The sequence below is a fragment of the Streptomyces sp. NPDC048650 genome, assembly GCF_043199095.1.
Classification (GTDB): Bacteria; Actinomycetota; Actinomycetes; order Streptomycetales; family Streptomycetaceae; genus Streptomyces.
This window is the reverse complement of record NZ_JBICVM010000013.1, coordinates 55,188-74,650: the sequence shown is the minus strand read 5'-3', so window position 1 is coordinate 74,650 and position 19,463 is coordinate 55,188. Positions and strand designations below refer to the sequence as shown.

At 70.4% G+C, this 19,463-nt stretch carries 21 protein-coding genes, 1 pseudogene and 1 riboswitch; of the genes and pseudogenes, 12 read left to right on the top strand and 10 right to left on the bottom strand.

Features of this window, described 5'->3' with window-relative positions; genetic code table 11:
- Positions 1-115: 115 nt before the first annotated feature.
- The 3 genes and pseudogenes from cobF to ACGFML_RS29840 form a co-directional block, all read right to left on the bottom strand.
- Positions 116-937 carry a precorrin-6A synthase (deacetylating) gene (cobF, locus tag ACGFML_RS29850; protein ID WP_393548722.1) on the bottom strand — a complete coding sequence of 274 codons (822 nt, stop codon included), beginning with the start codon at positions 935-937 and terminating at the stop codon, positions 116-118.
- Positions 934-2,268 (bottom strand): tRNA uracil 4-sulfurtransferase ThiI, encoded by a 1,335-nt coding sequence (gene thiI, locus ACGFML_RS29845; RefSeq protein WP_393548721.1) that lies wholly within the window; start codon positions 2,266-2,268, stop codon positions 934-936. The genes cobF and thiI overlap by 4 nt, the downstream gene beginning before the upstream one ends.
- A 150-nt stretch (positions 2,269-2,418) precedes the next feature.
- Positions 2,419-2,637, bottom strand: a riboswitch (cobalamin riboswitch).
- A gap of 113 nt (positions 2,638-2,750) precedes the next feature.
- Positions 2,751-2,948, bottom strand: a pseudogene (locus tag ACGFML_RS29840) (SRPBCC domain-containing protein); the annotation flags it as partial.
- Between the two features lie 11 nt (positions 2,949-2,959).
- Between ACGFML_RS29840 and ACGFML_RS29835 the strand changes: the two are divergent.
- Positions 2,960-3,238: a hypothetical protein gene (locus ACGFML_RS29835; protein ID WP_393548720.1), complete on the top strand. Its 279-nt coding sequence runs from the start codon at positions 2,960-2,962 to the stop codon at positions 3,236-3,238.
- A 236-nt stretch (positions 3,239-3,474) separates the two neighbouring features.
- Here the strand turns inward: ACGFML_RS29835 and ACGFML_RS29830 are convergent, their stop codons facing one another.
- Positions 3,475-4,341, bottom strand: coding sequence for a hypothetical protein (locus ACGFML_RS29830; RefSeq protein WP_393548719.1), 867 nt, complete (start codon positions 4,339-4,341; stop codon positions 3,475-3,477).
- A gap of 523 nt (positions 4,342-4,864) precedes the next feature.
- On the opposite strand from ACGFML_RS29830, the gene ACGFML_RS29825 reads away from it, so the two are divergent.
- Positions 4,865-5,329 (top strand): hypothetical protein, encoded by a 465-nt coding sequence (locus tag ACGFML_RS29825; RefSeq protein WP_393548718.1) that lies wholly within the window; start codon positions 4,865-4,867, stop codon positions 5,327-5,329.
- 281 nt (positions 5,330-5,610) lie between these two features.
- Here ACGFML_RS29825 and ACGFML_RS29820 read toward each other — a convergent pair whose 3' ends face one another.
- Both ACGFML_RS29820 and ACGFML_RS29815 read right to left on the bottom strand, forming a co-directional pair.
- Positions 5,611-5,853, bottom strand: coding sequence for a hypothetical protein (locus ACGFML_RS29820; RefSeq protein WP_393548717.1), 243 nt, complete (start codon positions 5,851-5,853; stop codon positions 5,611-5,613).
- Between the two features lie 250 nt (positions 5,854-6,103).
- Entirely contained in the window at positions 6,104-6,511 is a 408-nt protein-coding gene (locus ACGFML_RS29815; protein WP_393548716.1) for a DUF3662 domain-containing protein, read from the bottom strand.
- Positions 6,512-6,569: 58 nt separating this feature from the next.
- On the opposite strand from ACGFML_RS29815, the gene ACGFML_RS29810 reads away from it, so the two are divergent.
- Entirely contained in the window at positions 6,570-7,172 is a 603-nt protein-coding gene (locus ACGFML_RS29810; RefSeq protein WP_393548715.1) for an FG-GAP-like repeat-containing protein, read from the top strand.
- An 89-nt stretch (positions 7,173-7,261) separates the two neighbouring features.
- Positions 7,262-7,690 (top strand): DUF6086 family protein, encoded by a 429-nt coding sequence (locus ACGFML_RS29805; RefSeq protein WP_393548714.1) that lies wholly within the window; start codon positions 7,262-7,264, stop codon positions 7,688-7,690.
- A gap of 102 nt (positions 7,691-7,792) precedes the next feature.
- Here ACGFML_RS29805 and ACGFML_RS29800 read toward each other — a convergent pair whose 3' ends face one another.
- Positions 7,793-8,803 (bottom strand): GlxA family transcriptional regulator, encoded by a 1,011-nt coding sequence (locus ACGFML_RS29800; protein WP_393548713.1) that lies wholly within the window; start codon positions 8,801-8,803, stop codon positions 7,793-7,795.
- A gap of 160 nt (positions 8,804-8,963) precedes the next feature.
- Between ACGFML_RS29800 and ACGFML_RS29795 the strand changes: the two genes are divergently transcribed.
- Entirely contained in the window at positions 8,964-9,554 is a 591-nt protein-coding gene (locus tag ACGFML_RS29795; protein ID WP_393548712.1) for a cysteine hydrolase family protein, read from the top strand.
- Positions 9,555-9,719: 165 nt separating this feature from the next.
- Positions 9,720-10,097: a hypothetical protein gene (locus tag ACGFML_RS29790; RefSeq protein WP_393548711.1), complete on the top strand. Its 378-nt coding sequence runs from the start codon at positions 9,720-9,722 to the stop codon at positions 10,095-10,097.
- A 333-nt stretch (positions 10,098-10,430) separates the two neighbouring features.
- Here ACGFML_RS29790 and ACGFML_RS29785 read toward each other — a convergent pair whose 3' ends face one another.
- Positions 10,431-10,790: a hypothetical protein gene (locus tag ACGFML_RS29785; RefSeq protein WP_393548710.1), complete on the bottom strand. Its 360-nt coding sequence runs from the start codon at positions 10,788-10,790 to the stop codon at positions 10,431-10,433.
- Between the two features lie 190 nt (positions 10,791-10,980).
- Here ACGFML_RS29785 and ACGFML_RS29780 point away from each other — a divergent pair, with 190 nt between their 5' ends.
- From ACGFML_RS29780 to ACGFML_RS29770, 3 genes are all read left to right on the top strand, one after another.
- Positions 10,981-11,271, top strand: a complete 291-nt coding sequence (locus ACGFML_RS29780; protein ID WP_393548709.1) for a hypothetical protein — start codon at positions 10,981-10,983, stop codon at positions 11,269-11,271.
- Between the two features lie 359 nt (positions 11,272-11,630).
- A complete protein-coding gene (locus tag ACGFML_RS29775) occupies positions 11,631-11,798 on the top strand; it encodes a hypothetical protein (RefSeq protein WP_393548708.1) in 168 nt (55 codons plus the stop codon).
- Positions 11,799-13,070: 1,272 nt separating this feature from the next.
- Positions 13,071-13,409, top strand: coding sequence for a hypothetical protein (locus ACGFML_RS29770; protein WP_393548707.1), 339 nt, complete (start codon positions 13,071-13,073; stop codon positions 13,407-13,409).
- 189 nt (positions 13,410-13,598) lie between these two features.
- Here the strand turns inward: ACGFML_RS29770 and cynR are convergent, their stop codons facing one another.
- Positions 13,599-14,504, bottom strand: coding sequence for a transcriptional regulator CynR (gene cynR / locus ACGFML_RS29765; RefSeq protein ID WP_393548706.1), 906 nt, complete (start codon positions 14,502-14,504; stop codon positions 13,599-13,601).
- Positions 14,505-14,630: 126 nt separating this feature from the next.
- Here cynR and ACGFML_RS29760 point away from each other — a divergent pair, with 126 nt between their 5' ends.
- The 3 genes from ACGFML_RS29760 (at position 14,631) to ACGFML_RS29750 (ending at position 16,501) form a co-directional block, all read left to right on the top strand.
- Complete coding sequence (locus tag ACGFML_RS29760; RefSeq protein WP_393548705.1) at positions 14,631-15,224, top strand: carbonic anhydrase; 594 nt, start codon at positions 14,631-14,633, stop codon at positions 15,222-15,224.
- A 146-nt stretch (positions 15,225-15,370) separates the two neighbouring features.
- Positions 15,371-15,841 (top strand): cyanase, encoded by a 471-nt coding sequence (gene cynS / locus ACGFML_RS29755; RefSeq protein ID WP_393548704.1) that lies wholly within the window; start codon positions 15,371-15,373, stop codon positions 15,839-15,841.
- A gap of 159 nt (positions 15,842-16,000) precedes the next feature.
- Positions 16,001-16,501 carry a nucleoside deaminase gene (locus ACGFML_RS29750; protein ID WP_393548703.1) on the top strand — a complete coding sequence of 167 codons (501 nt, stop codon included), beginning with the start codon at positions 16,001-16,003 and terminating at the stop codon, positions 16,499-16,501.
- 82 nt (positions 16,502-16,583) lie between these two features.
- Here ACGFML_RS29750 and ACGFML_RS29745 read toward each other — a convergent pair whose 3' ends face one another.
- Positions 16,584-19,439, bottom strand: a complete 2,856-nt coding sequence (locus ACGFML_RS29745) for a fumarate reductase/succinate dehydrogenase flavoprotein subunit (RefSeq protein ID WP_393548702.1) — start codon at positions 19,437-19,439, stop codon at positions 16,584-16,586.
- Positions 19,440-19,463 lie beyond the last annotated feature (24 nt).

Sequence of the window (19,463 nt, the reverse complement as noted above, 5' to 3'; positions counted from 1 at the left end):
GCGCTCGCCGCCCAACGCAAGAGCACGGGCTTCGGTCACCGTCGACGCGCAACGGGCCCATCCGGCCGTGGGCGACGTACACCGGCGTGCAACAGCGGGACGCGCGGGCGGGGTTCTAGCCTCCGCGCACGGGAGACACGGCATCTGCCGGCGGCTCCGGGTCATCCGCCCGCAGCAGGCAGGCATCCATGATCCAGCCGTGACGCTCCCGGGCCGCGGCACGCAACTCCAGTACCCGGTCGGCGACTTCGGCCAACGGTCCGGAGACGAGCAGCTCCTCGGGTGTGCCGACGTAGGCGCCCCAGTACACCCACCAGCCCTCCTCCTGGTGGACGGTGAGTGCCGCACCGACATCGAGCATCACGGCGACGTCCTCGCCCTCGGCGAGCCCGGACCCGGCAACGTGCCGACCGGGTGCGATCCGGACCGGGCGGCCGAGCCGGGTCAGTGTCGTACGGTGCCGGGCGGCCAGCACCGAGAGGCTGCTCACCCCGGGAATCACGTCGTAGGTGAAGGACACCGCACCGCGGCCGACGACCTCTTCCAGCGTGTCGATCGTGCTGTCGTAGAGAGCGGGGTCACCCCACACCAGGAAGGCGCCGGTCCCGCCCGGCGCCAGCTCGTCCCGGATGAGGCGCTCGTACAGGGCGGCGCGGCGGTGGCGCCAGTCGACGACCTGCGCCTGATAGCCGGCCGGGCTCGCGGGGGAGCGATCGCGGCGCGGGTCCGCGGCCTCGACCACCCGGTGCCCGGGACCGGCGTGCTCGGCCACCAGATTCCTGCGCAGCCGGGTCAGCTCGGATGCCTGTGCGCCCTTGTCCAGGAGGAAGAACACCTCGCAGTCCCGCATGGCCCGGACGGCGGCCAGCGTCACATGATCGGGATCCCCTGCGCCGATCCCGATCACCAAGATCCGCCGCCGGCCGTCTCCGGTCATGAGGACACCGTCCCGGACGGCGCCGTCGCACACGCGGCCGGAACGGGGCGGCTGGGCGTGGGGCCCCCGTCCGGGCCGTCCGCTTCGGCCTCCCCCTCCCCGCCGGTCTCTCCCGGGTACATGATCTGGACGTCACGCAGCAGACCGTTCACCAGGTCGTCCAGGTCGAGTCGCTTCTCCACCGAGTGAAGGTGCGTCAGCCCGGCCCGGAGGGCGACGCGGGGCGGGGCGAGGAGCTTGCAGCAGTCCTCGTCCGGCAGCACGGAGATCTCCGCGGTGCCGATGGACCGGGCCTCGTCGATGATCTCCTGCTTCTCCCAGCCGACCAGCGGCCGCAGCACCGGCAGGGTGGCGGCCTCGTCGACGGCGGCCATGTTCGCCAGGGTCTGGCTGGCCACCTGCCCCAGACTGTCACCGGTCACCAGGGCCTCCGCTCGGGTCCGGCCCGCCAATGCGGAAGCGGCGCGGACCATCAGCCGTCGCTGCGCGACGACCTGAAGCCTGCCGGCACCCGCGATGGCCAGTTGCTTCTGCGCGTGGCCGAGGGCGATGACGTGCAGCCGCCCCCCGGGCTGGTAGCGGTTGAGTTCACGGGCGAGGGCGTAAGCCTTGTAGACGGACGCGGCGTTCGTGAACGGAGCGCCGGTGAAGTGGACGAAGTCGCAGCGCAGTCCACGGCGCATCGCCCGGTAGGCCGCCACCGGCGAGTCGTACCCGCCGGAGAGCAGCACCAGGGCGCGTCCGCTGGAGCCGACGGGCAGTCCGCCCGGCCCCGGATGACGGGTCCAGGAGACATAGCTCTCCTTGTGATCGACCTCGACCGAGACCCGTACGTCCGGGCTGGAGAGGTTGACCGGCACAGGGCCCAGGGCCTCCCGGACGCGCGCCCCGAGGAAGCGCTCGAATTGCGACGAGGTCATCTCGAAGCTCTTGTCCCGGCGCTTGACCCGCACGGCGAAACTGATGCCGGGCCGCTCGGCGCGAACGGCGGCGAGCGCGTCCACGGCCGTCTTCGTGATGTCCGCCACGGTGCTCGGGACGCGCACGGCGGGCTCCACCGAGTTGAACCCGATCACCCGGCGGGCGCGCTCCACCAGGACATCCTGCGAGACCTCGCCGCCGAGCACGGTGACGTTCTGGCCGTCCTTGATCCACGTGGAGCCGCCGACGCCCCGCAGGGCGCGGCGGAGGTTGTCGTGCAGCCGCTCGGTGAACAGGTGCCGGTTGCGGCCCTTGAGGAAGACCTCACCATGCTTGAGCAGGACACAGGTCCCGCTCGGGTGGGGCGTTCTGGGGGAGGGGACGGAGGGAATGCTCGGTTCGCCGGGCACGAAACTCTCCTTCGCGAGTCGTCGTGAGGACCGGTGTCGGGCCTCCGTTCGGGGTGCGGGACCGCCCGCGCCAGGGGCGCGGAGGGGTGAGTCGCACCACTCGCTCAGCGGTCCCGCTACCGGGTCGCAAGGAATACGTGCGTGGCGATCGCACCCCGCACGAGCAGTGGCAGGTCTTCGGACTCGTGGGCACATCCCGAAGGACGGGACACCTACTGACCGTCGCTTCCCGGGTCACACCTGTACCCAGTGCTTGGTGACGGCGGTCGTTCCCACTCACCGCTGCGAGGCAGTTCCGGACTCCCACCGGATTCCCTCTTACGACACCCCGTCTGGCGGGCGGGGCGAACCAGCTGCGGGTCCAGGGTAGACAAAGCGGCGCACGGTCCGTGAACGAGGCGGGTAGTGGGCAGCGGCCGCTCTCACGGCGTCGCGCGTGCAGGGTCACGGGATACCCTGATCGAGGCGTGTGACCTGTACGGCTACAGCCGCCCGAGCACGTTCCGGAGCGCGTCCATGACGTGTGTGCGCCAGCCGCTGCCGATGAGCTTGCGGGCCATCATCTGGGCCGGGTCGTCCGGGTCGAACCCCTCGTGGACGAGGAAGAGGCGAGTTCCGCGACCTTCCGGCTCCAGCGTCCAGGTGATCGTCCAGTCGGCGGTGTTGGCGGCGGAGGTATCCCGGCCGCATCGTGGCGATCGAGGCGGTGTGGGATGGCGATACTGTCCACGACTGGTTCGTGAACGTGCCGGCCGTCACCGCCGACCCCTCGGGAGAGCAGCCGATGGCCACCATCTACCGGGACACGGCCGTGCGGTACCTCGGAACACGCGAGGGTGAGGGCCCGGTTCACCCCTCGGCGGCAGCCGCCGACAGGGCCGGCAGGGCCCTGGCCGCCCACCTCTCGGTTCCCTTCCACTTCGGGAGCCCCGACACCCCGGACGACCAGGACCCCCGCTGGCGCCCTTGAGACGGGAAGGCGTCGCCCGGGTATCACCGTGCGGACCTGAGGAAGCGCCGGCGACTGCCGTGCGCTTGCGCAGGTGCCCGCTTCGCGCAGCTCACGGACCTGACCGGGAACCCGCCCTGCGTGGCCCCGGCGCAAGTCGTCGCGAGCTGCGCCGGATCGGGCGTACGGAGAGCTCGTGCCGGGCGTGCCGGTGCTGGGTCGGCGCCCCCTGCGAGGGCACGAGCGGCGGAGCGCCGTCAGCCGAGGCAGACCACGCCCAGTACGCATACCTGCGTCGGCGCTGCCGGGTCGGCCGAGGGGGTGGGCTGCGCCGTCGGCTGCTGCTGGCCGGCCGGCGACGTGGCGGTGTCGGACGGTTCGGCGGAAGCGGACGGGGTGGCCTTCGGTGCTGCTGCTGCGGTGTCGTGGGTGGGCGCGGTATCGGTGTGCGTGGTCCTGGCCGGCGTGGACGCAGTGTGCGGCGGCGTGCTCGGGTGCGTGAAGGGGTGGCCGGCCGCTGGGGATTGCTGGTGCCGGACCGGTGTGGCAGTGGGAGATGCGGCGTCGACGGTGGGTTGGTGCCCGGTCTCCCTGGACGGGCGGGTGCCGATGTGCCGCGACGCGCGGGAGTCCGGCCGTTCCGACGGCGAGGAGGGGGTGGCCGTCCGGGACGCGGCAGAGCGCTCCGGGTCCGGCGACCCGGCCGCCTGTGCGTGGCTGCTGGACGGCTTGTCGGGTAGCAGGGCAACGGTCAACGCGCCCCCGGCGAGGGCGAAGGCCGTTGCGGCCGCAGCCCGACGACGGTGCTTCTTCCAGCGCGCCAGCTGCCGACGCCGCGCCGCCCGGCCCTGCCCGGTGGGGGCGGCGGCTTCGAAGCCGGTGGTGGAACCGGCGCCCGAGCCCTCGGGCGGCGTCGCGTCGGATATGCCGTCGTTCGCGGCAGGCGGGGCATCGAAGGCCCGCGGTGCGGGGGCCGCCTCGGCCGGCCATGCCTCCCAGGTCGCCGCGGTGGCGGCCGGTGCGCGGCGGTGGGAAGGCGGCGCGATGTCCGGGGCGTAATCCCCGCATCCCGGGCACACGAGGGCGCCATTGAGATTCCGGCGGCACGACGAGCAGTAGTCCATCTGCGATCTTTCTGTGCTTGCTGCGTCGCCAGGGACGCCGGAGACCTGTTCGCGTTCGCACGCGGGATCGAGCGGTCAGTCACGCTAACGGCACCTGCCGAAGGCATCGCGTAGGGCTTGTGATGCTTCCGTGCAGATTCATTGCCGGCGTCCGGAGCGCTCCGGACATGTCATCCTGAATGCCGGGATGGGGGACGGGGCTCGATGGCGCCCCTGCCCCAGTCGCCGCCCGATTGCAGGCATGTCACGCCTCTACGCCGGACTTCAGATGTGTGGGGTGTGGGGTGTGTGGCGGGCCGTTGCCGGAGTGGGGTGGGCTTCGACGGTCGACGGCCTGGAGGTGTATCCGGCGGCGGGGGTGCTGTTCGTGGCGCCCCCCACCGCGCGTCGACTCCGGGGGAGAGACGCTCAGGGGACGGCACGGACAGTAGCTAGTCTTTTGTTGCCCCATGTTGCCCCACTCGGATGGGGCGCGTACTGAATCCGCGTGCCGTTCGGCATGCGTGCCGCAAGGAGGAAGCAAGTGACCGGGCCCAAGGGCAAGAAGACGAAGGGCCTGCGTTGGGCTCAATATGGCGCGGCGGCGCTGTTCTTCGGCTGGGTGGCGTTTCTCTGTGTGTCCATAGCCAACGAACCGTCGGAGAAGGCGGGCGCCGACGCACCGTCCAAGGGATCGTCGTCGCCCGCCGCGCTGCGCGACGCGTTCCGCACGGCCGTTCAGGAGCAGGATGCAGGTCGCCTGCAGCGGCTTTTCACGCACGACAGCGTTGCCGAAAAGTATGCGGATAACTACTTTGTCCAACTCAAGGCCGCGAACGCACACGGACTCCGACCGGTGGTGGAGAAGCTGGACAGCGATCGCTACCTCGTCGTCAGAGGACGTGGCAACCACGGCGCGGTCTGTACCTCTTGGACGCTGAAGGTGAACAACAGCCGTTGGTACCTCGACGGGACACCTCCCACGACAGGTGCTCTGTGTAGCGGCTGAATCAGGGGTTCGCGGGGGTGCCGCCGGTGGATGCGCCCGGTGGGTCGAGCAGGCCGGAAGCGGGATGCCGGGTCCGTCGCGGACCGAGTGGTGCCGTGGTGTCCGTCGTGCGCCGGCCGGAGGGCGACGGACCGGTGTCGGCACCCCTGTTCTTCCCTTTTCTTCGCGTGCGCGGAGGAGCGGAGGAGCCGTCCACACAGGCCCTCGGCCGGCCGAGTTCGTTCGCCGCCCGCGATCAGCGCGGCGAACGAAAACGGCCCGCGCATCCCGGACGGGCGACGTCAGTCGACCGGCTCATGCGGGACGGGCTGGTCGGCGCGAACGCCGGCGGCCTTGGGGACGCCGGTCCGACCGGTGCCGGCCTGATCGGTGTCGGGGACCGTTTTGTCGGGCCCCTCGGTCTCGCCCTCCGACAGTTCCGGGTCCCACGGATCCGGGACCCGACCGGCGGCATCAGCCTGGTGGCTCGGCAGGTCATGGGGTATCGGAGTGCTGTCGTCGCTCGACGTGTCACGGCGGGACATCAGTTGAGCTTCCTCCTTCATCGCTACGTCGGTGTCCTGGCCCCGTACCCGAGCACCGTTGCGGCATGCCCGGGTTTCCCTGGTGGCCCTTCGCCACCTCGACACGGCCCCGTGCGCTGCGCGTGGTGAGCCGTTTGGACAGAGCGGACGCGGACCGGCCCGCCGACTCCGCGCCCGGTCGAACCCGTCCGTTCCATGCCCGCCGGCAGTGACACGGTCGACGGTCGCGTGGGATCGCGCAGCCGCGGGGTTACCGCACGTGTGACGAGGACGGGCCGGAGGCGGCGGCCGGGACGTGGGCGAGGGCCGCGCTCGATATGCGGTACCGGCCGTTGGGCACGTCTGCGGTGGTGACATGGACGGTGAGCGGGCCGGCCCATTCGTAGCCGCGCTCGGCGGCGTGGCGGGCCAGCACATCGGTCAGTTGCCGTCCCACTTGCCCGCTTTCCTCGGCCAGTTTGTCGTGCACCACTCGTGCGAGCTCGACGGTGTAGTCATTGGGCACAAGGACACGGTCGGGGCTGCAGACGATCGCATGGTCGTCGCACTCGTCCCGTAGATCGTCGAACAGCTCGACCGGTTCGGTCGGGAAGATCTTGGCCAGCAGCGTGCTCTCGCACTCCTCCACCACGCGTTCCATCCGCCTCAGAAAGCCCATGGGGTGCGTGTGCCCGTGCCGCGGTCGGCCAACCGCCGGGTCGCCGAGTGGAGCGGCAGTGCCGGTCGGCGTGGGTGACGTGGACGGCGACGGATACGGCGATGTGGTGGCCGGCGACGACGAGGACACCGGCAAGGTCACGGTCGCCTACGGCACGCCCACCGGCCCCTCCGCCACCCGCACCCAGACCTTCGACCAGAGCCTGCCCGGGTTCTACGGCGCCCAGGAGGACGGTGACCGGCTCGGCTCCTGCGTCGCGGTCGCCGATGTGACCGGCGACGGCCGCGCGGAGGTCGCGCTCGGCATCAGCGGTGAGGACTTCAGTGGCCTCACCGACGTGGGCTCGGTCGCGCTGCTGCACGGCACCGCGTCCGGCGTCACCGGTACCGGCAGCCAGATTCTGACCCAGAATGCCCCGGGTGTGCCGGGGGTCGCGGAGAAGGGCGACGCCTTCGGCGCGGCGTGCGACGTCCGCGCCACCAACGGTGACGGTCATCGCGACCTCGCCGTCTCCGCGACGGCGGAGAACGGTTCGGCCGGCGCAGTGTGGCCCTTGAGCGGTACCACCGACGGCCTGACGACGAAGACCGCGACGGCCTTCGGCCCCGGCGACGTCGCAGGCCCCGTCACCAAGGCACGGTTCGGCACCTTCCTGCGCTGACACCGCCTCGCACGAGCGGGCCCGACCGACCGACCGTGATGTCGGCGGCTCATGATGCTGGTCCGTATGACCAGCAGGAAGAGGTCGCAGTGAGCCAGTACTTCGACATGGGTGACCAGACCCTGTGGAATCCGTCCAACGGGGCCTCGCGGTTGTTCATCGGCCAGGTGGACATCTATCGGGCCGAAGTGGGTCTGCCGTCCGGCATCGGCCCCATGAAGGACGACGAGTGCCAGATCGACCCGACCGCGTTCACCGCGTTCGTCGACGCCCTGCTCGCGTGGCACCGCAGAACGAACCACGCCGTCATGGCTGCCCTGTCCGAGGGGTTCGTCGCCACGGTGCTGGTGCTGGCGGAGAGGGCGGGCATCGAGGTGAACTGGCAACCGCCCGACTGTGCCGGGAGCGGCGAGCCCCAGGATGTTCAGGTCCTCGCGGCCTCGGGTTCCCCTGAGGGGGCGTGGGCGGCCGCCCTGCAGCAGAAGTCGCGCGAGCTGGGCCGATTCATGGCGACCTGAGCCCGGTCTGCCAGGGAGCTGCCGGGAAGGGCGGTCGGCACGCCGGCTAGGGTCTGTGGCGCGGGGCGAGGAGTGGCCGTCCGGGCCGCCGCAGCTACGCGATCATCGGACGGACCGTTCGCGCTCACCGGAGTGCCGGAATCGATTGCGGTATTCCGTCGGTGTCGTGTTGAGCTTCCGGCGGAATGCGCGGATGAGGGTGTCGGTCGTGTGGAAGCCGCAAGCGGACGCGACGCGTTCGAGGGTGTCATCCGTGGATTCGAGTCGGTTCCGCGCCACTTCGACGCGGGCCGATTCGATGTACGTCGCCGGAGTCATGCCGAGTTCAGTCGTGAAGATCCGGGTGAGCTGTCGCTCACTCACGTGGGCGTGCTGGGCGAGGTCGGCGACCGTGAGGCGTCCGGTGATGTTTCGCGTGATGTAGTGGCGGAGATCGTCCATGCGTCGCGTCGTCGAGACGGGTTCGATCGGGACGCTGAACTGGCTCTGCCCACTCGGTCGCTTCAGGTACATCACAAGCTGCCGTGCGACGCGAAGCGCGACGGCCTCGCCGAAGTCCTCGGCGACGAGGGCGAGTGACAGATCAAGGCAAGCGGTGATGCCCGCGCCGGTCCACACATCGCGATCACGGATGAAGATCGGGTCGGCGTCGACCTCGATCGACGGATGGTCGGTGGCGAGTTGCTGCGCGGTCGACCAGTGGGTCGTGGCACGTTTGCCGTCCAGCAGCCCGGCGGCTGCGAGAACATGCGCCCCCACACAGACGGAAGCGATGCGCCGTGCCCTGCAGGCGAGTGTCCTCACCCAGTGGACCACTGCCGGGTCGGTGACGGCGTGGACACGGCGTTGGTCGTCGACTTCGACCGAGCCGGGAACCAGGAGGGTGTCGATACGCCTCGTGGCTACCTCCTGGAAAGTGGTGTCGGGGAGGACCCGAACCCCGGCGGAGGTGGTGACGGGGTCCATGGTTTCGGCGGCCAGAACGACGTGGTAACCCGTCGCGTCGTCCACCTCCCGTTGCAGCAGGGAGAACACCTCCGGGGGCCCGGTGACGTCCAACAGGTCGACGCCGTCGAAGAGGAGGACGACGATGAACCGTTTGATGCTGCTCAAGGGGCTTCCGTCCGGTCGGCGATGCTGATTCGATGACGCATCGGATGTCCGTATCTGCAAGTTGCATGACATTGCCGCCATGCGGGGCGGATCATAGCGTGGGGTGTGTCATCGCGCGGTGGCCCGAACCTTTCGACACGTAGCCCAAGAAGGTGCAGCAATGCCTACGACAACTCTGCGGGAACTCAACGGCTTCGATCAGACTCCGGCGTCGCTGGCCGGCGCGACGCTGATCCTGATCGACTATCAGAACACCTACACCCGTGGCGTGATGGAGCTGACGGGATGGCGGTCCGCCCTCGACTCGGCCGCCGCACTGCTGGACCGGGCCAGGAGCGCGGGCGCGAAGGTCATCCACGTCATCAACGACGGTGGCGAGGGAACCCCGTACGACGTCCGGTCCGACATCGGCCGGATCCACCCCCGTGTGGCGCCCATCGACGGCGAGCCCGTCGTCGTCAAGACCACGCCCAACGCGTTCGTCGACACCGACCTGGGCGACCACGTCGACGCCGCCGGGAACGACGACGTCATCATCGCCGGGTTCATGACCCACATGTGCGTCGCCTTCACGGCATCCGGCGCATTCCTGCGCGGCAACCGACCCACCGTCGTCGCCGACGCCTGCGCCACGCGGCCTCTGACGACGGTGGTTTCCGACCTGTCCGCCGAACAGATCCACCACAGCGCGCTCGCGACGATCCACGACCTCTACGGCGTCATCGTCCCGTCCGGCTCGTCGTTGAGCTGAGCGCCCGGCCGGCGGACCCCGCCGCGGAGAACGCCGCGTCCCCGCTCGATGCGTTCTCCGCGGCGGCTCGGCACGCCGTTGGCCGCAGTGGAACCGAATGGTCCGACCGCAGTGACCGGCTGCGCGTGACAAGGACTCGGCGTAGTCGTTGATCAAGGTATGACCATGGTTCGGAAGCTCGTCACAGGTATCGCGGCGACAGCTGCGGCTGTCGGTATCGTCTTCGCCGCTGGGCCGCCCGCCACGGCCGCCGGCAAGTGGTGCAACCACTCCGTCTGCATCGAGACCTATGACTCGGGGAGTTACCTGGGCAGGGTGGAGGTGTCGGTCGTCAACACCAATCAGCCGCACAGGATTTCCGCGCGGGTGTGGACCACCAACGGGTGGAGCGCCAAGACGAAGGTCGAGGACGTTGCGAAGTTCCGCACCTACCGCGACCAGGCATACCCTCAACGCCACTTCCCGTCGGGCACCAGGCTGTGTGCGGAAGGCTTCCGTGGCGGCGAAAGCGTCGGCCTGCCCTGCGTGACGATCACCGGCTGACCGACTTCCCGGCGGCCCTGAGCTCCGGTCAGCGGAAGTGCAGGGCCTGTGAGCCCGGCCCGGCAACGTAGGGCAAGGCGGCCGGGCGGGCTCCGTCGTACCCGTCCCAGCCGCCCGAACCACTGGTGACACCGCCGCCGTGGAATCAGACCAGCACGGGTCGGGCAGCGCCACCGTCCAGCACCACCACCTGTGGGGTCCGGATGTTCACCGACCGATTCCATCGGCCCCCTGGAACGCGTCACCGGCATGGAAGCCACCCCGATTCCTGACCACCGTCAAGCGGACCGGCCGCATCCGCCCGGACCGCATCTGAGCATGCCGGCTGCGGTATCAGAGCAGGCCGGCGATGCTTGGTGGTGCGAACACGTGGCGGGCGCGGTGTTCCAGGGCGAGTGCGGCAGGAATCTCCCGGGTGGTGGCGTCGGATACGCATCTGTCGCATGTCTGGTCGGCGTCGGGGACATCCGGAGCGTGATGGGTGGCGATGTGCCGGGCGAGCCGGATCTGGGTGCTCACCACCGAGTCCATCGGGTCGTAGTCCATGCCCGGCTCGCCGGCCCTTCGTGCCGCATCGACCACTTCGGGAGCCCGCTTCATCGCTTTGTACAGCTCAGTGCATTCGTGGCAGCTCCACATCCATGACGGGGGCAGGGGCCATTCGTCGGCGGGGTGCGCGTCGTTGGCGTTCATGCCGGTCACCGTAGCGACGGGAATGCGGGACGGGCGGAGAGTCGGTGAATTCTTTAGCAGGAACGGTCGATCTCGAGCCGTCAGGGGCGGGGGCGGGGGCGCCTCTTGCGGACCGTCGCGAGCTGCGCCGGCCGGTGCGAGGACGGGTGAGTGGGGGAAACCCAGAGATCGTCGGATCGTTTACCAATTCATGATCAAGCACACAGCACATGCCCTGACCCTGGCCGCGGTATCCCTCATCATCACCGCAGGCACGGCGTCCGCAGTAGGACCGATGCCCCCCACGCACCAGATTGCGGATGAGACGTCGCTCGACGGCCACATGTGGAAATCCGGTTTCGGGGACACCAAGAGTGGCGGACCGATGTCCTCCGGGCGTCTCGGTGACGAGATGCCCGCGCCCGCAACGCAGCGGCAAGCCCCCGAAAACGAGTCGGCCCTCCAGCAGGTGATGGACCACCTCCTCGGTGTTACCGACTGATAGAGCGCATCGAGCCCGACAACGCCGGCGGAGCCGACGGTCACATGTGGCCGTCGGCTCCGCCGGTCTTTCGGCGTGGGCACCGACCGGGACGCATCCCCCCACGTCTCCTCCGTCGCCCGGGTCGCCTGGACGCCGGCGCGGAAACGCACTCATCCGCCGATCAAGGACGGATGGCGTCGGTCGGCGTCTCATCGGGCCGGTGACCGGGCCGTATTGCGGTACAGCATGCAGGACAGGCCGCCCACCCCACCCACCCCATCGGGTGCACCCCGACACGCTATGGAGTAGCCCGCCGCGCGCCTGCCCATGCCTCCGCGGATCGTGGAGTTACGCATCCCCGACAACAGGAGCACAACATGCGTATCCGAACCGTCCTCGCGGCAGTCGCACTGGCCGCCACTGTCGTGCTGGGTGGCGCGAGCGTGGCCACAGCGGACGACGACGGAGCCTCGCACAAACAGGGCCTCCTGCACCACATCCTCGACGACCTCGGCATCAGTGCTGTTCCGCAGGACACGCCTTAGGAATCGTCCCCGCTGGCGATCCGGCGAGAGTTGATCAAGGCGCTGATGATGCCGGACGTCCCATATCCCGTCCCGCCCCCGTCGCTCTTCTCTGCGGGCAATGGGAGATCGAGCCGGAGGCGGGCCCCACCCTGAGTACTTCGCGCCGTGCCTCCGTGCCGCCGTGCATCGCCGCGAGTGTGCGCGGTCGACGGCTCTCGGCCGCCCGCCCACCTGTCCGCTACCGGCCTTCGAGGCACCCCGGAAAGAGCCGCATGCTTACGGGAGTTCGCCGGGCACGATCGCCCCTCCAGTGCCCGGCCACGCCGATCGGGACGGCCTCGTCCGCCGCCTGTGTGCGGGGCCCGCGGCGCTTCGCCTTCACGGGCAGCGCCGCGAGCCCCGTTCGGCATAGGGGTCAGGCCCGCCGCATGCCGTGGTCCCACCAGCGGATGGACGCGATCTCGTCATTGGCCTCGAAGTCGCGAAGTCGCGAAGTCGCGGAGACCGACTGCGTGGTCGCTGAACAAGGCCACGTACTCGGCCCGTTGCGCGGGTCCCAGCAAGAAGCTCGCGTAACCGGCGCACGGCAACAGGCCGTCGGGCACCTGCCCGCTCCCCTGCCGCCGGGAAGCTCCCAGGCATCTCGGAACCGATCGTGGACCATGAGGACCTCGCCTCTGTGCCAGAGGGCCGGAAGACCGTTGTTCCCGGCACCCCAGGAGGCCAAGCGGCGACGTCGCCATCGCGGTGTGGGGTCCGACGGGGTCGGCGGTGACGTGTGGCGCGCACCGGAGCACGCCGACCGGGCGAGGGGCCTGGCCTGCTGTGGTTGCGCCGGTCGGCCCCGTCCGCCACCGACGCCCCGGTCCGACGTGCCGGTGAACGGTCCCGTTCGCCGGCGACCCTCTCCGCCCGTGCGTGCGTGGAACGTCCTGCCTGCCCGGGACCTGCCCGTCACCAGCCCGCATACGGGAGCTACGACCACCGTCCCGAGGCGCCGCCGTCGTACCGTCCGGCCGGGTGACTCTCGCGGTCTTGCGGCATCTGTTGCTCGGCCCGCGCCGACCGGAGATCCGGCCGATGCAGTGAGAAATGGCGCGTCAGTCGGCCAGATCGAGCATTCCACTTGACAGCGGTGGATAGTTGCCCCGTTCGCAGGCGGCCCAAGGCCGGTAGGCGGGCTGGACGGTCAGGCATGTCGCCGGACAGCAGCTGTACCTCTCCCGAAGGCAAGCGTGGATCTTGTCGTCAGGAAGCCGCCGGATCTGTCATCCCTCAAGGAGATCGCTCATGAAGTTCCGTTCCCTCGCTGTCGCCGCCGTGGCTCTCGGCTTCTGCCTCAGCGGCGGTGTCGCGCACGCTCAGGACACCCCCCAGAAGGAGCCCGCAAGCGTGGGAACGTCCGGCGGGATGAACGGACCGGAGAGCACGTTCGGTGGCGAGGGAATGCTCGGCGGTCAGGCTTCGGGAGACGGACAGTCCCTCGGCGGCAGTCCGCTCGGCGGTCGGGGCCAGTCCCTCGGGGACAGCGCGCTCGGCGGTCGGGGCGAGTCCGTCGGAGAGGGTATGTCCGGCGGGCTGGGGCAGGTCGGCGGAGGCAGTGAACTCGGCGGTCTGGGCCAGTTCTGACCACTGAGCCCGCATGCACCAGAGGGGCCCGCCCACGGCGGGCCCCTGCTGCTGTTCTCCTGTTCTCCCATGTCTTCCCACCCACTCCTGATGACCCGGCAGACCTGGCAGATCAGCATGGCGAGACCCGGGCCGGCGCCCTGTCCCTTGATACCTGCGCCGGCGCCGGCGCAGGCTGCGGCGTTCGCGTTACGGGGCGGGCGTGTAGCCGCGGTGGTGGGTGAGGTCGTGGGTGAGTTGGGTGAAGGCGCGGACGGCGGCGCTCCGGTAGGCGTCCGCGCGTCGCAGGAGAGCGACGGTGCGGGTGGGGAGCGGGGGGTCGAGGGCGATGGGGGTGAGGTCCGGGTGGTCGTGGGTGATGGCGTCGGGCAGGACGGTGGCCAGTGGTGTGCGCTGGACGATTTCGGTGAGGGCCTGAACGGAGTTGGCTTCGACGGTGATGCGGGGGGTGACGTGCTGCTGGGCGAAGTAGGCGTCGATATGGCTGCGTGTGGCGAAGTCGCCGCTCAGCAGGGCGAGTTGATGTTCGGCGAGGTGGCGCACGGGCAGTGGTCGGGGGCCGGTGTCGGGACGGTGGGCGCCGATGACGAGGCTGAGGGTTTCGGTGAACAGCGCGGTGGCGGTGACGCCGGGCAGGTGGGGGTCCTGGAAGGCGATGCCCAGGTCGACGTGGTCGGCGAGCAGGGCTGACTCGATGCGGTCCTGTGTCATCTCCTGGACGGTGAGCGTGATGCCGGGGTGGCGGGCGTGGAGGTCGGCGGTGAGGGGGCCGATGAGATAGGCGGTGAAGGTGGGGGTCAACGCGAGCCGTAGGTGGCCGCGGGAGAGGTCCTGGACGTCGTGGACGGCGCGTTCGCCGGCTGCCAGGTCCCGCAGCGCGCGCCGGGCATGGTGCACGTATGCCTCACCGGCGTCGGTGAGGCGGACCGTGCGGCCGGTGCGGTCGAGCAGCTGCACGCCCAGGGTGCGCTCCAGCTGTTTGATCTGCTGGGAGAGGGTCGGCTGGGAGATGTGCAGGTCTTCGGCGGCGCGGGTGAAGTTGCTGTGCTGGGCCACGGCGAGCAGATAGCGCAGATGACGCAGTTCCAGGGCCATGGGACCGACTATAGATGACATCGATAGCAGTCATGGCTATTGCGTCTTGGACGCTATAGGGGCAGGTCATGCATGGTGGATTTCGTCCGGCCCCACCGGGGCCGGAAGCCATCGAAGGGAGTGACCATGGCAGTCCTCGCCGAGGGCGTCACGCGTTTCCAGCGGGACGTCTTCCCGGCCAAGGCGGACCTGTTCGCCCGCCTGGCCACCGATCACACACCGCGCACGGTGTTCATCGGCTGCTCGGACGCCCGGGTCGTGCCCGAGCTGATCACGGCGAGCGAGCCGGGCGAGCTCTTCGTCATCCGCACCGCCGGCAACCTGGTCCCCGCCTACGGTCCCGGCGCCGACGGGGTGGCGGCGAGCATCGAGTACGCCGTCGCCGTCCTGGGTGTGTCCGACATCGTCGTGTGCGGGCATTCGGCCTGCGGCGCGATGACCGCGCTGGCCGAGGGCCACGACCTGAGCGGCGCGCCAGCGGTCGCCGACTGGCTGCGCCACGCCGACGCCTCCCGGGCCCGCACCACCACCGTCGGCGCGGTGGATGCGCTGGTGAGCGAGAACGTGCTCGCCCAGCTGGCGAACCTGGCCACGCACCCCTCGGTCGCCCGCGCCCTGGCGCGGAAGACGGTGGCCCTGCACGGCTGGGTCTTCGACATCGCCACCGGCCGCGTCGAGGCCCTCAACGCCCCTGGCGGCAACAGGGCTCTCACAGCCTGACGGGCCCAGGCCCAGGATCCGGCTCCGGCCCCGCCCCCGCTCGCTCCCTCCGGCACGCCGTGGCCGTGCCCGGGAGCACCACCACCCACGATCCCGCCGCTCCGCCCCTCCATCGCGGTCGGCACACCCGAAAGGAAGATCACCTCATGGTGCACGCCCAGTTCGACCCCACTGCCCGTCAGCAGCTCGCCATCGCCGCGGTGGAGGCCAAGACCCGCAAGGACCTGTCCTGGCAGGAGATCGCGGACGCCGCCGGCCTGTCGGTCGCCTTCGTCACCGCTGCCGTCCTGGGCCAGCACGCCCTCCCGGCCGAGGCCGCGCAGGCCGTCGCCGCTCTCCTGGGCCTGGACGACGACGCCGCGATGCTGCTGCAGACCATCCCGACCCGCGGTTCCATCGACGGCGGGATCCCCACCGACCCGACGATCTACCGCTTCTACGAGATGCTCCAGGTCTACGGCACCACCCTCAAGGCCCTGGTCCACGAGCAGTTCGGCGACGGCATCATCAGTGCGATCAACTTCACGCTGGACGTGAAGAAGGTCGCCGATCCCGAGGGCGGCGAGCGCGCGGTGATCACGCTGGACGGCAAGTACCTGCCCACCAAGCCCTTCTGACCCACGCCGGCCCCCCCCGGGCGGGTGTGGACGCCGCGACGCTTCCCGCCCGCCCCGCCCCCGGTCGCCCGACTGCCCCGACCCGCTACGGCCCACCCACCCGCCAGGTCACGCCGGGCCCGGCCACAGCCTTCCCCCTTCCATCCCCGGAGGTTTCTCATGGACTTCGTCCAGCGCACCATCGACATCGCCCACCGGAACGTCGCTGAAGGCGGCCGCCCCTTCGCGACCGTCATCGTCAAGGACGGCGAGATCCTCGCCGAGAGCCCGAACCTCGTCGCGCAGACCTCGGACCCGACGGCGCACGCCGAGATCCTCGCGATCCGCGAGGCGTGCACGAAGCTGGGCACCGAGCACCTGACCGGCACCACCATCTACGTTCTCGCCCACCCCTGCCCGATGTGCCTGGGCTCGCTCTACTACTGCTCGCCGGACGAGGTCGTCTTCCTCACCACTCGCGACGCCTACGAGCCCCACTACGTGGACGACCGCAAGTACTTCGAACTCGACACCTTCTACGGCGAGTTCGCCAAGGACCACACCGAGCGCCGCATGCCGATGCGCTACGAGGCCCGCGAGGCGGCGGTCGACGTGTACAGGTTCTGGCAGGAACGCAACGGCGGCGAACGCCGTGTGACCGGCGCCCCCACCGCGGACTGAACCGCTCGCAGGACCCGAGCCGATGGCTCTCGGCCGCTCCCGGGTGCGGGGTACTGGTCCGGGTGGTGGTGATCGTGCGGGGTCAGTTGTCTGCGGCTTGCCGGGCGTAGGCGCGGACGTCGGGGTCGGAGTCGTGCATGGCTGTGGCCAGTGCGTGGTGGGTGTCCTTGTGTGCGGTGTGGTGGCGCAGGGCCAGTACCGCGGCTTTGCGTACGTCCGCGTGGCAGTCGGCGAGGGTGGAGAGCAGGGCGGGTACGGCCTGTTCGGGGCGGGCGGCCGCCAGGGCGGTGGCGGCGCCGGCGCGGACCTGCCAGGCCGGGTGGCGCAGCGCCGTGGTGGCAAGCTTGTCGTACGGCGCCGGGCAGCCGGTGGCGGCCAGTGCGGCGAGTGCCGCGGCCCGTACGAGGATGTCGTTGTCGTGGACCAGATCCGCCAGGTCCTCCGGTGCGCCGACGGTTCCCAGCGCGTGCGCGGTGGCCACCCGGACCTCGCGGGAGGGGTCCGCGGCGGCGCTGTGGAGGGCGTCGGCGGCGTCGACGGAGACCAGGGCGCGTACGGCCTGGATGCGTACGTCCACAGCGGGATCGGCGAGTGCGGTGGTGAACAGGGCCCGGTCGCCGAGGCGCAGTGCGCGCAGGACGTCGAGGGCCGCCGAACGGACGGTTGTGTCGGGTCCCTGTACGGCGGCGGTCAGCGGCTCACGCAGGTCGGGCACCGGCGGCAGCACCTCGACCAGTTCGCGCAGCGAGGCGGCGGCGGCCGAGCGAACGGCCGGGTCGGGATCGGCGAGTGCCGCGGCGAGGGCGGGGCCGGTGCCGGGCGGGGCGCTTTCGGTGAGTGCGGCGACGGCGGCGCGGCGGACGGCCGGGTCAGGGTCGGTGAGGTAGGGGTGCAGGATGGGGAGTTCCGGCTGTTCCTCGGTGAGGGCGAGGAGTTCGAGGATGCGGGGGGAGGGGCCGGAGTCGGCGCCGGTCGCCGTGTCGGCGCCGATCGCGGTACCGGGGCCGGTCGCGGTACCGGGGCCGGCCGCCTCGTCGCCGGTGGCGCCCTGACCCGGTGCGCCCTCCCCTGTTGTGCCGTCGCCCGTTCCGTCTCTCGTTGCTCCGTCGCCCGTCGTCGCAGGGGCCGAGTCCACCGGCGGTTTGTCGCGGGCGCCGGCCGTTGAGATCTGCTCGGCGTGGACCTCCCCGATGAACCGGGGTGCGCCACCGACCGGGGCGTACTCGTCGACCGGGACGAGGTAGGGCTCCACGGGGCGGGCGGTGAACTCCATGTTTCCGGTACCGGATTTGCGCAGGTCGAGATGGTGGAGCCAGTTGGTGTCGTCGCTCTGCGGATGGTCGGTGCGTTCGTGGTAGAGGCCCCAGCGGGACTCGGTGCGGGCCAGTGACGACCGGGCCGCCATCTCGGCGCAGTCGCGGATGAAGGTGACCTCGGCGCAGCGCATCAGCTCGTGCGGAGTGCGCGCGCCCATGCCGGCGATGTCGGTGCGCATCCGCTCGAAGTGCTCGACGGCCAGCGACAGGCGGGCGCCGGTCTTGGGCGGGGCGACGTAGTCGTTGACGAAGCGGCGGAGTTTGTATTCGACCTGGGGCTGCGGCGGGCCGTCGGGGTTGCGCAGCGGCCGGTAGATCAGTTCATGGGCGGCCTGCAGCTGATCGACAGGCAACTCGCCCTCGAACGGCTGAAGTTGGGCGGCGTCCGCGCCTGCCAGGTCGCCGAAGACGAACGCGCCGATCATGTAGTTGTGCGGGACGCAGGCGAGGTCCCCGGCCGCGTACAGGCCGGGCACGGTGGTGCGGGCGTGGTCGTCGACGCGCACTCCGGAAGCCGAGTGGCCGCCGCACAGCCCGATCTCGGAGATGTGCATCTCGATGTCGTGGGTGCGGTAGTCGTGGCCGCGCCCGGCGTGGAAGGTGCCGCGGGTGGGTCGTTCCGTACTGTGCAGAATCGTCTCCAGAGCCGCGACGGACTCTTCCGGCAGATGGCTCAGCTTCAGGTAGACCGGGCCGCGCTCTGAGGCGACCTCGGCGGCGAATTCGGCCATCATCCGGCCCGACCAGTAGTCGGAGTCGACGAACCGCTCGCCGTGCCGGTTGACCTGGTAGCCGCCGAAGGGGTTGGCGACGTAGGCGCAGGCCGGCCCGTTGTAGTCCTTGATCAGCGGGTTGATCTGGAAGCACTCGATGCCGGTCAGCTCGGCTCCCGCGTGGTAGGCCATGGCGTAGCCGTCGCCCGCGTTGGTGGGGTTCTCGTACGTGCCGTAGAGATAGCCGGAAGCCGGGAGGCCGAGCCGGCCGCAGGCGCCGGTTGCGAGGATCACCGCTGCCGCGCGGACCGTGACGAACTGCCCGGTGCGGGTGTGGAAGCCCACCGCGCCGACCGCCCGGCCGTCCGAAGTCAGCACGCGCACCGGCATGATCCGGTTCTCGATGCGGATCCGCTCCCGCATCTCGCGGCGGCGCAGCTGCCGGTAGAGGACCTTCTTGACGTCCTTGCCCTCCGGCATCGGCAGCACATACGAGCCGGAGCGGTGCACCTGGCGGACCGCGTACTCGCCGTGCTCGTCCTTCTCGAACTTCACCCCGTACGACTCCAGCCGCTGCACCATCGCGAAGCCGCGGGTCGCGGTCTGGCGGACGGTGGACTGGTCGACGATGCCGTCGTTGGCGCGGGTGATCTCGGCGACGTAGTCGTCGGGTTCGGCGCGGCCGGGGACGACGGCGTTGTTGACGCCGTCCATGCCCATGGCGAGCGCTCCCGAGTGGCGGACGTGGGCCTTCTCCAGCAGGAGGACGTTCGCGCCGTGCTCCGCCGCGGTGAGCGCTGCCATGGTGCCGGCGGTGCCGCCGCCGATGACGAGGACATCGCAGGACAGTTCCTCGGCGGTGTCGAGGGCGGGGATCTCCATGGTCTCCGTAGGGTCCTTGGTCTCCATGGCGGTGCCTTTCGGTTGCCGGGT

Coding starts and splice junctions, on each gene's coding strand:
- ACGFML_RS29820 (WP_393548717.1), bottom strand. CDS start 5,853: ATGTCCCGCCGTGACACGTCGAGCGACGACAGCACTCCGATACCCCAT.
- ACGFML_RS29760 (WP_393548705.1), top strand. CDS start 14,631: ATGGCAGTCCTCGCCGAGGGCGTCACGCGTTTCCAGCGGGACGTCTTC.
- ACGFML_RS29780 (WP_393548709.1), top strand. CDS start 10,981: ATGATCAAGCACACAGCACATGCCCTGACCCTGGCCGCGGTATCCCTC.
- ACGFML_RS29785 (WP_393548710.1), bottom strand. CDS start 10,790: ATGAACGCCAACGACGCGCACCCCGCCGACGAATGGCCCCTGCCCCCG.
- ACGFML_RS29815 (WP_393548716.1), bottom strand. CDS start 6,511: ATGGGCTTTCTGAGGCGGATGGAACGCGTGGTGGAGGAGTGCGAGAGC.
- ACGFML_RS29795 (WP_393548712.1), top strand. CDS start 8,964: ATGCCTACGACAACTCTGCGGGAACTCAACGGCTTCGATCAGACTCCG.
- ACGFML_RS29790 (WP_393548711.1), top strand. CDS start 9,720: ATGGTTCGGAAGCTCGTCACAGGTATCGCGGCGACAGCTGCGGCTGTC.
- ACGFML_RS29830 (WP_393548719.1), bottom strand. CDS start 4,341: ATGGACTACTGCTCGTCGTGCCGCCGGAATCTCAATGGCGCCCTCGTG.
- cynS (WP_393548704.1), top strand. CDS start 15,371: ATGGTGCACGCCCAGTTCGACCCCACTGCCCGTCAGCAGCTCGCCATC.
- cobF (WP_393548722.1), bottom strand. CDS start 937: ATGACCGGAGACGGCCGGCGGCGGATCTTGGTGATCGGGATCGGCGCA.
- ACGFML_RS29750 (WP_393548703.1), top strand. CDS start 16,001: ATGGACTTCGTCCAGCGCACCATCGACATCGCCCACCGGAACGTCGCT.
- cynR (WP_393548706.1), bottom strand. CDS start 14,504: ATGGCCCTGGAACTGCGTCATCTGCGCTATCTGCTCGCCGTGGCCCAG.
- ACGFML_RS29775 (WP_393548708.1), top strand. CDS start 11,631: ATGCGTATCCGAACCGTCCTCGCGGCAGTCGCACTGGCCGCCACTGTC.
- ACGFML_RS29745 (WP_393548702.1), bottom strand. CDS start 19,439: ATGGAGACCAAGGACCCTACGGAGACCATGGAGATCCCCGCCCTCGAC.
- ACGFML_RS29770 (WP_393548707.1), top strand. CDS start 13,071: ATGAAGTTCCGTTCCCTCGCTGTCGCCGCCGTGGCTCTCGGCTTCTGC.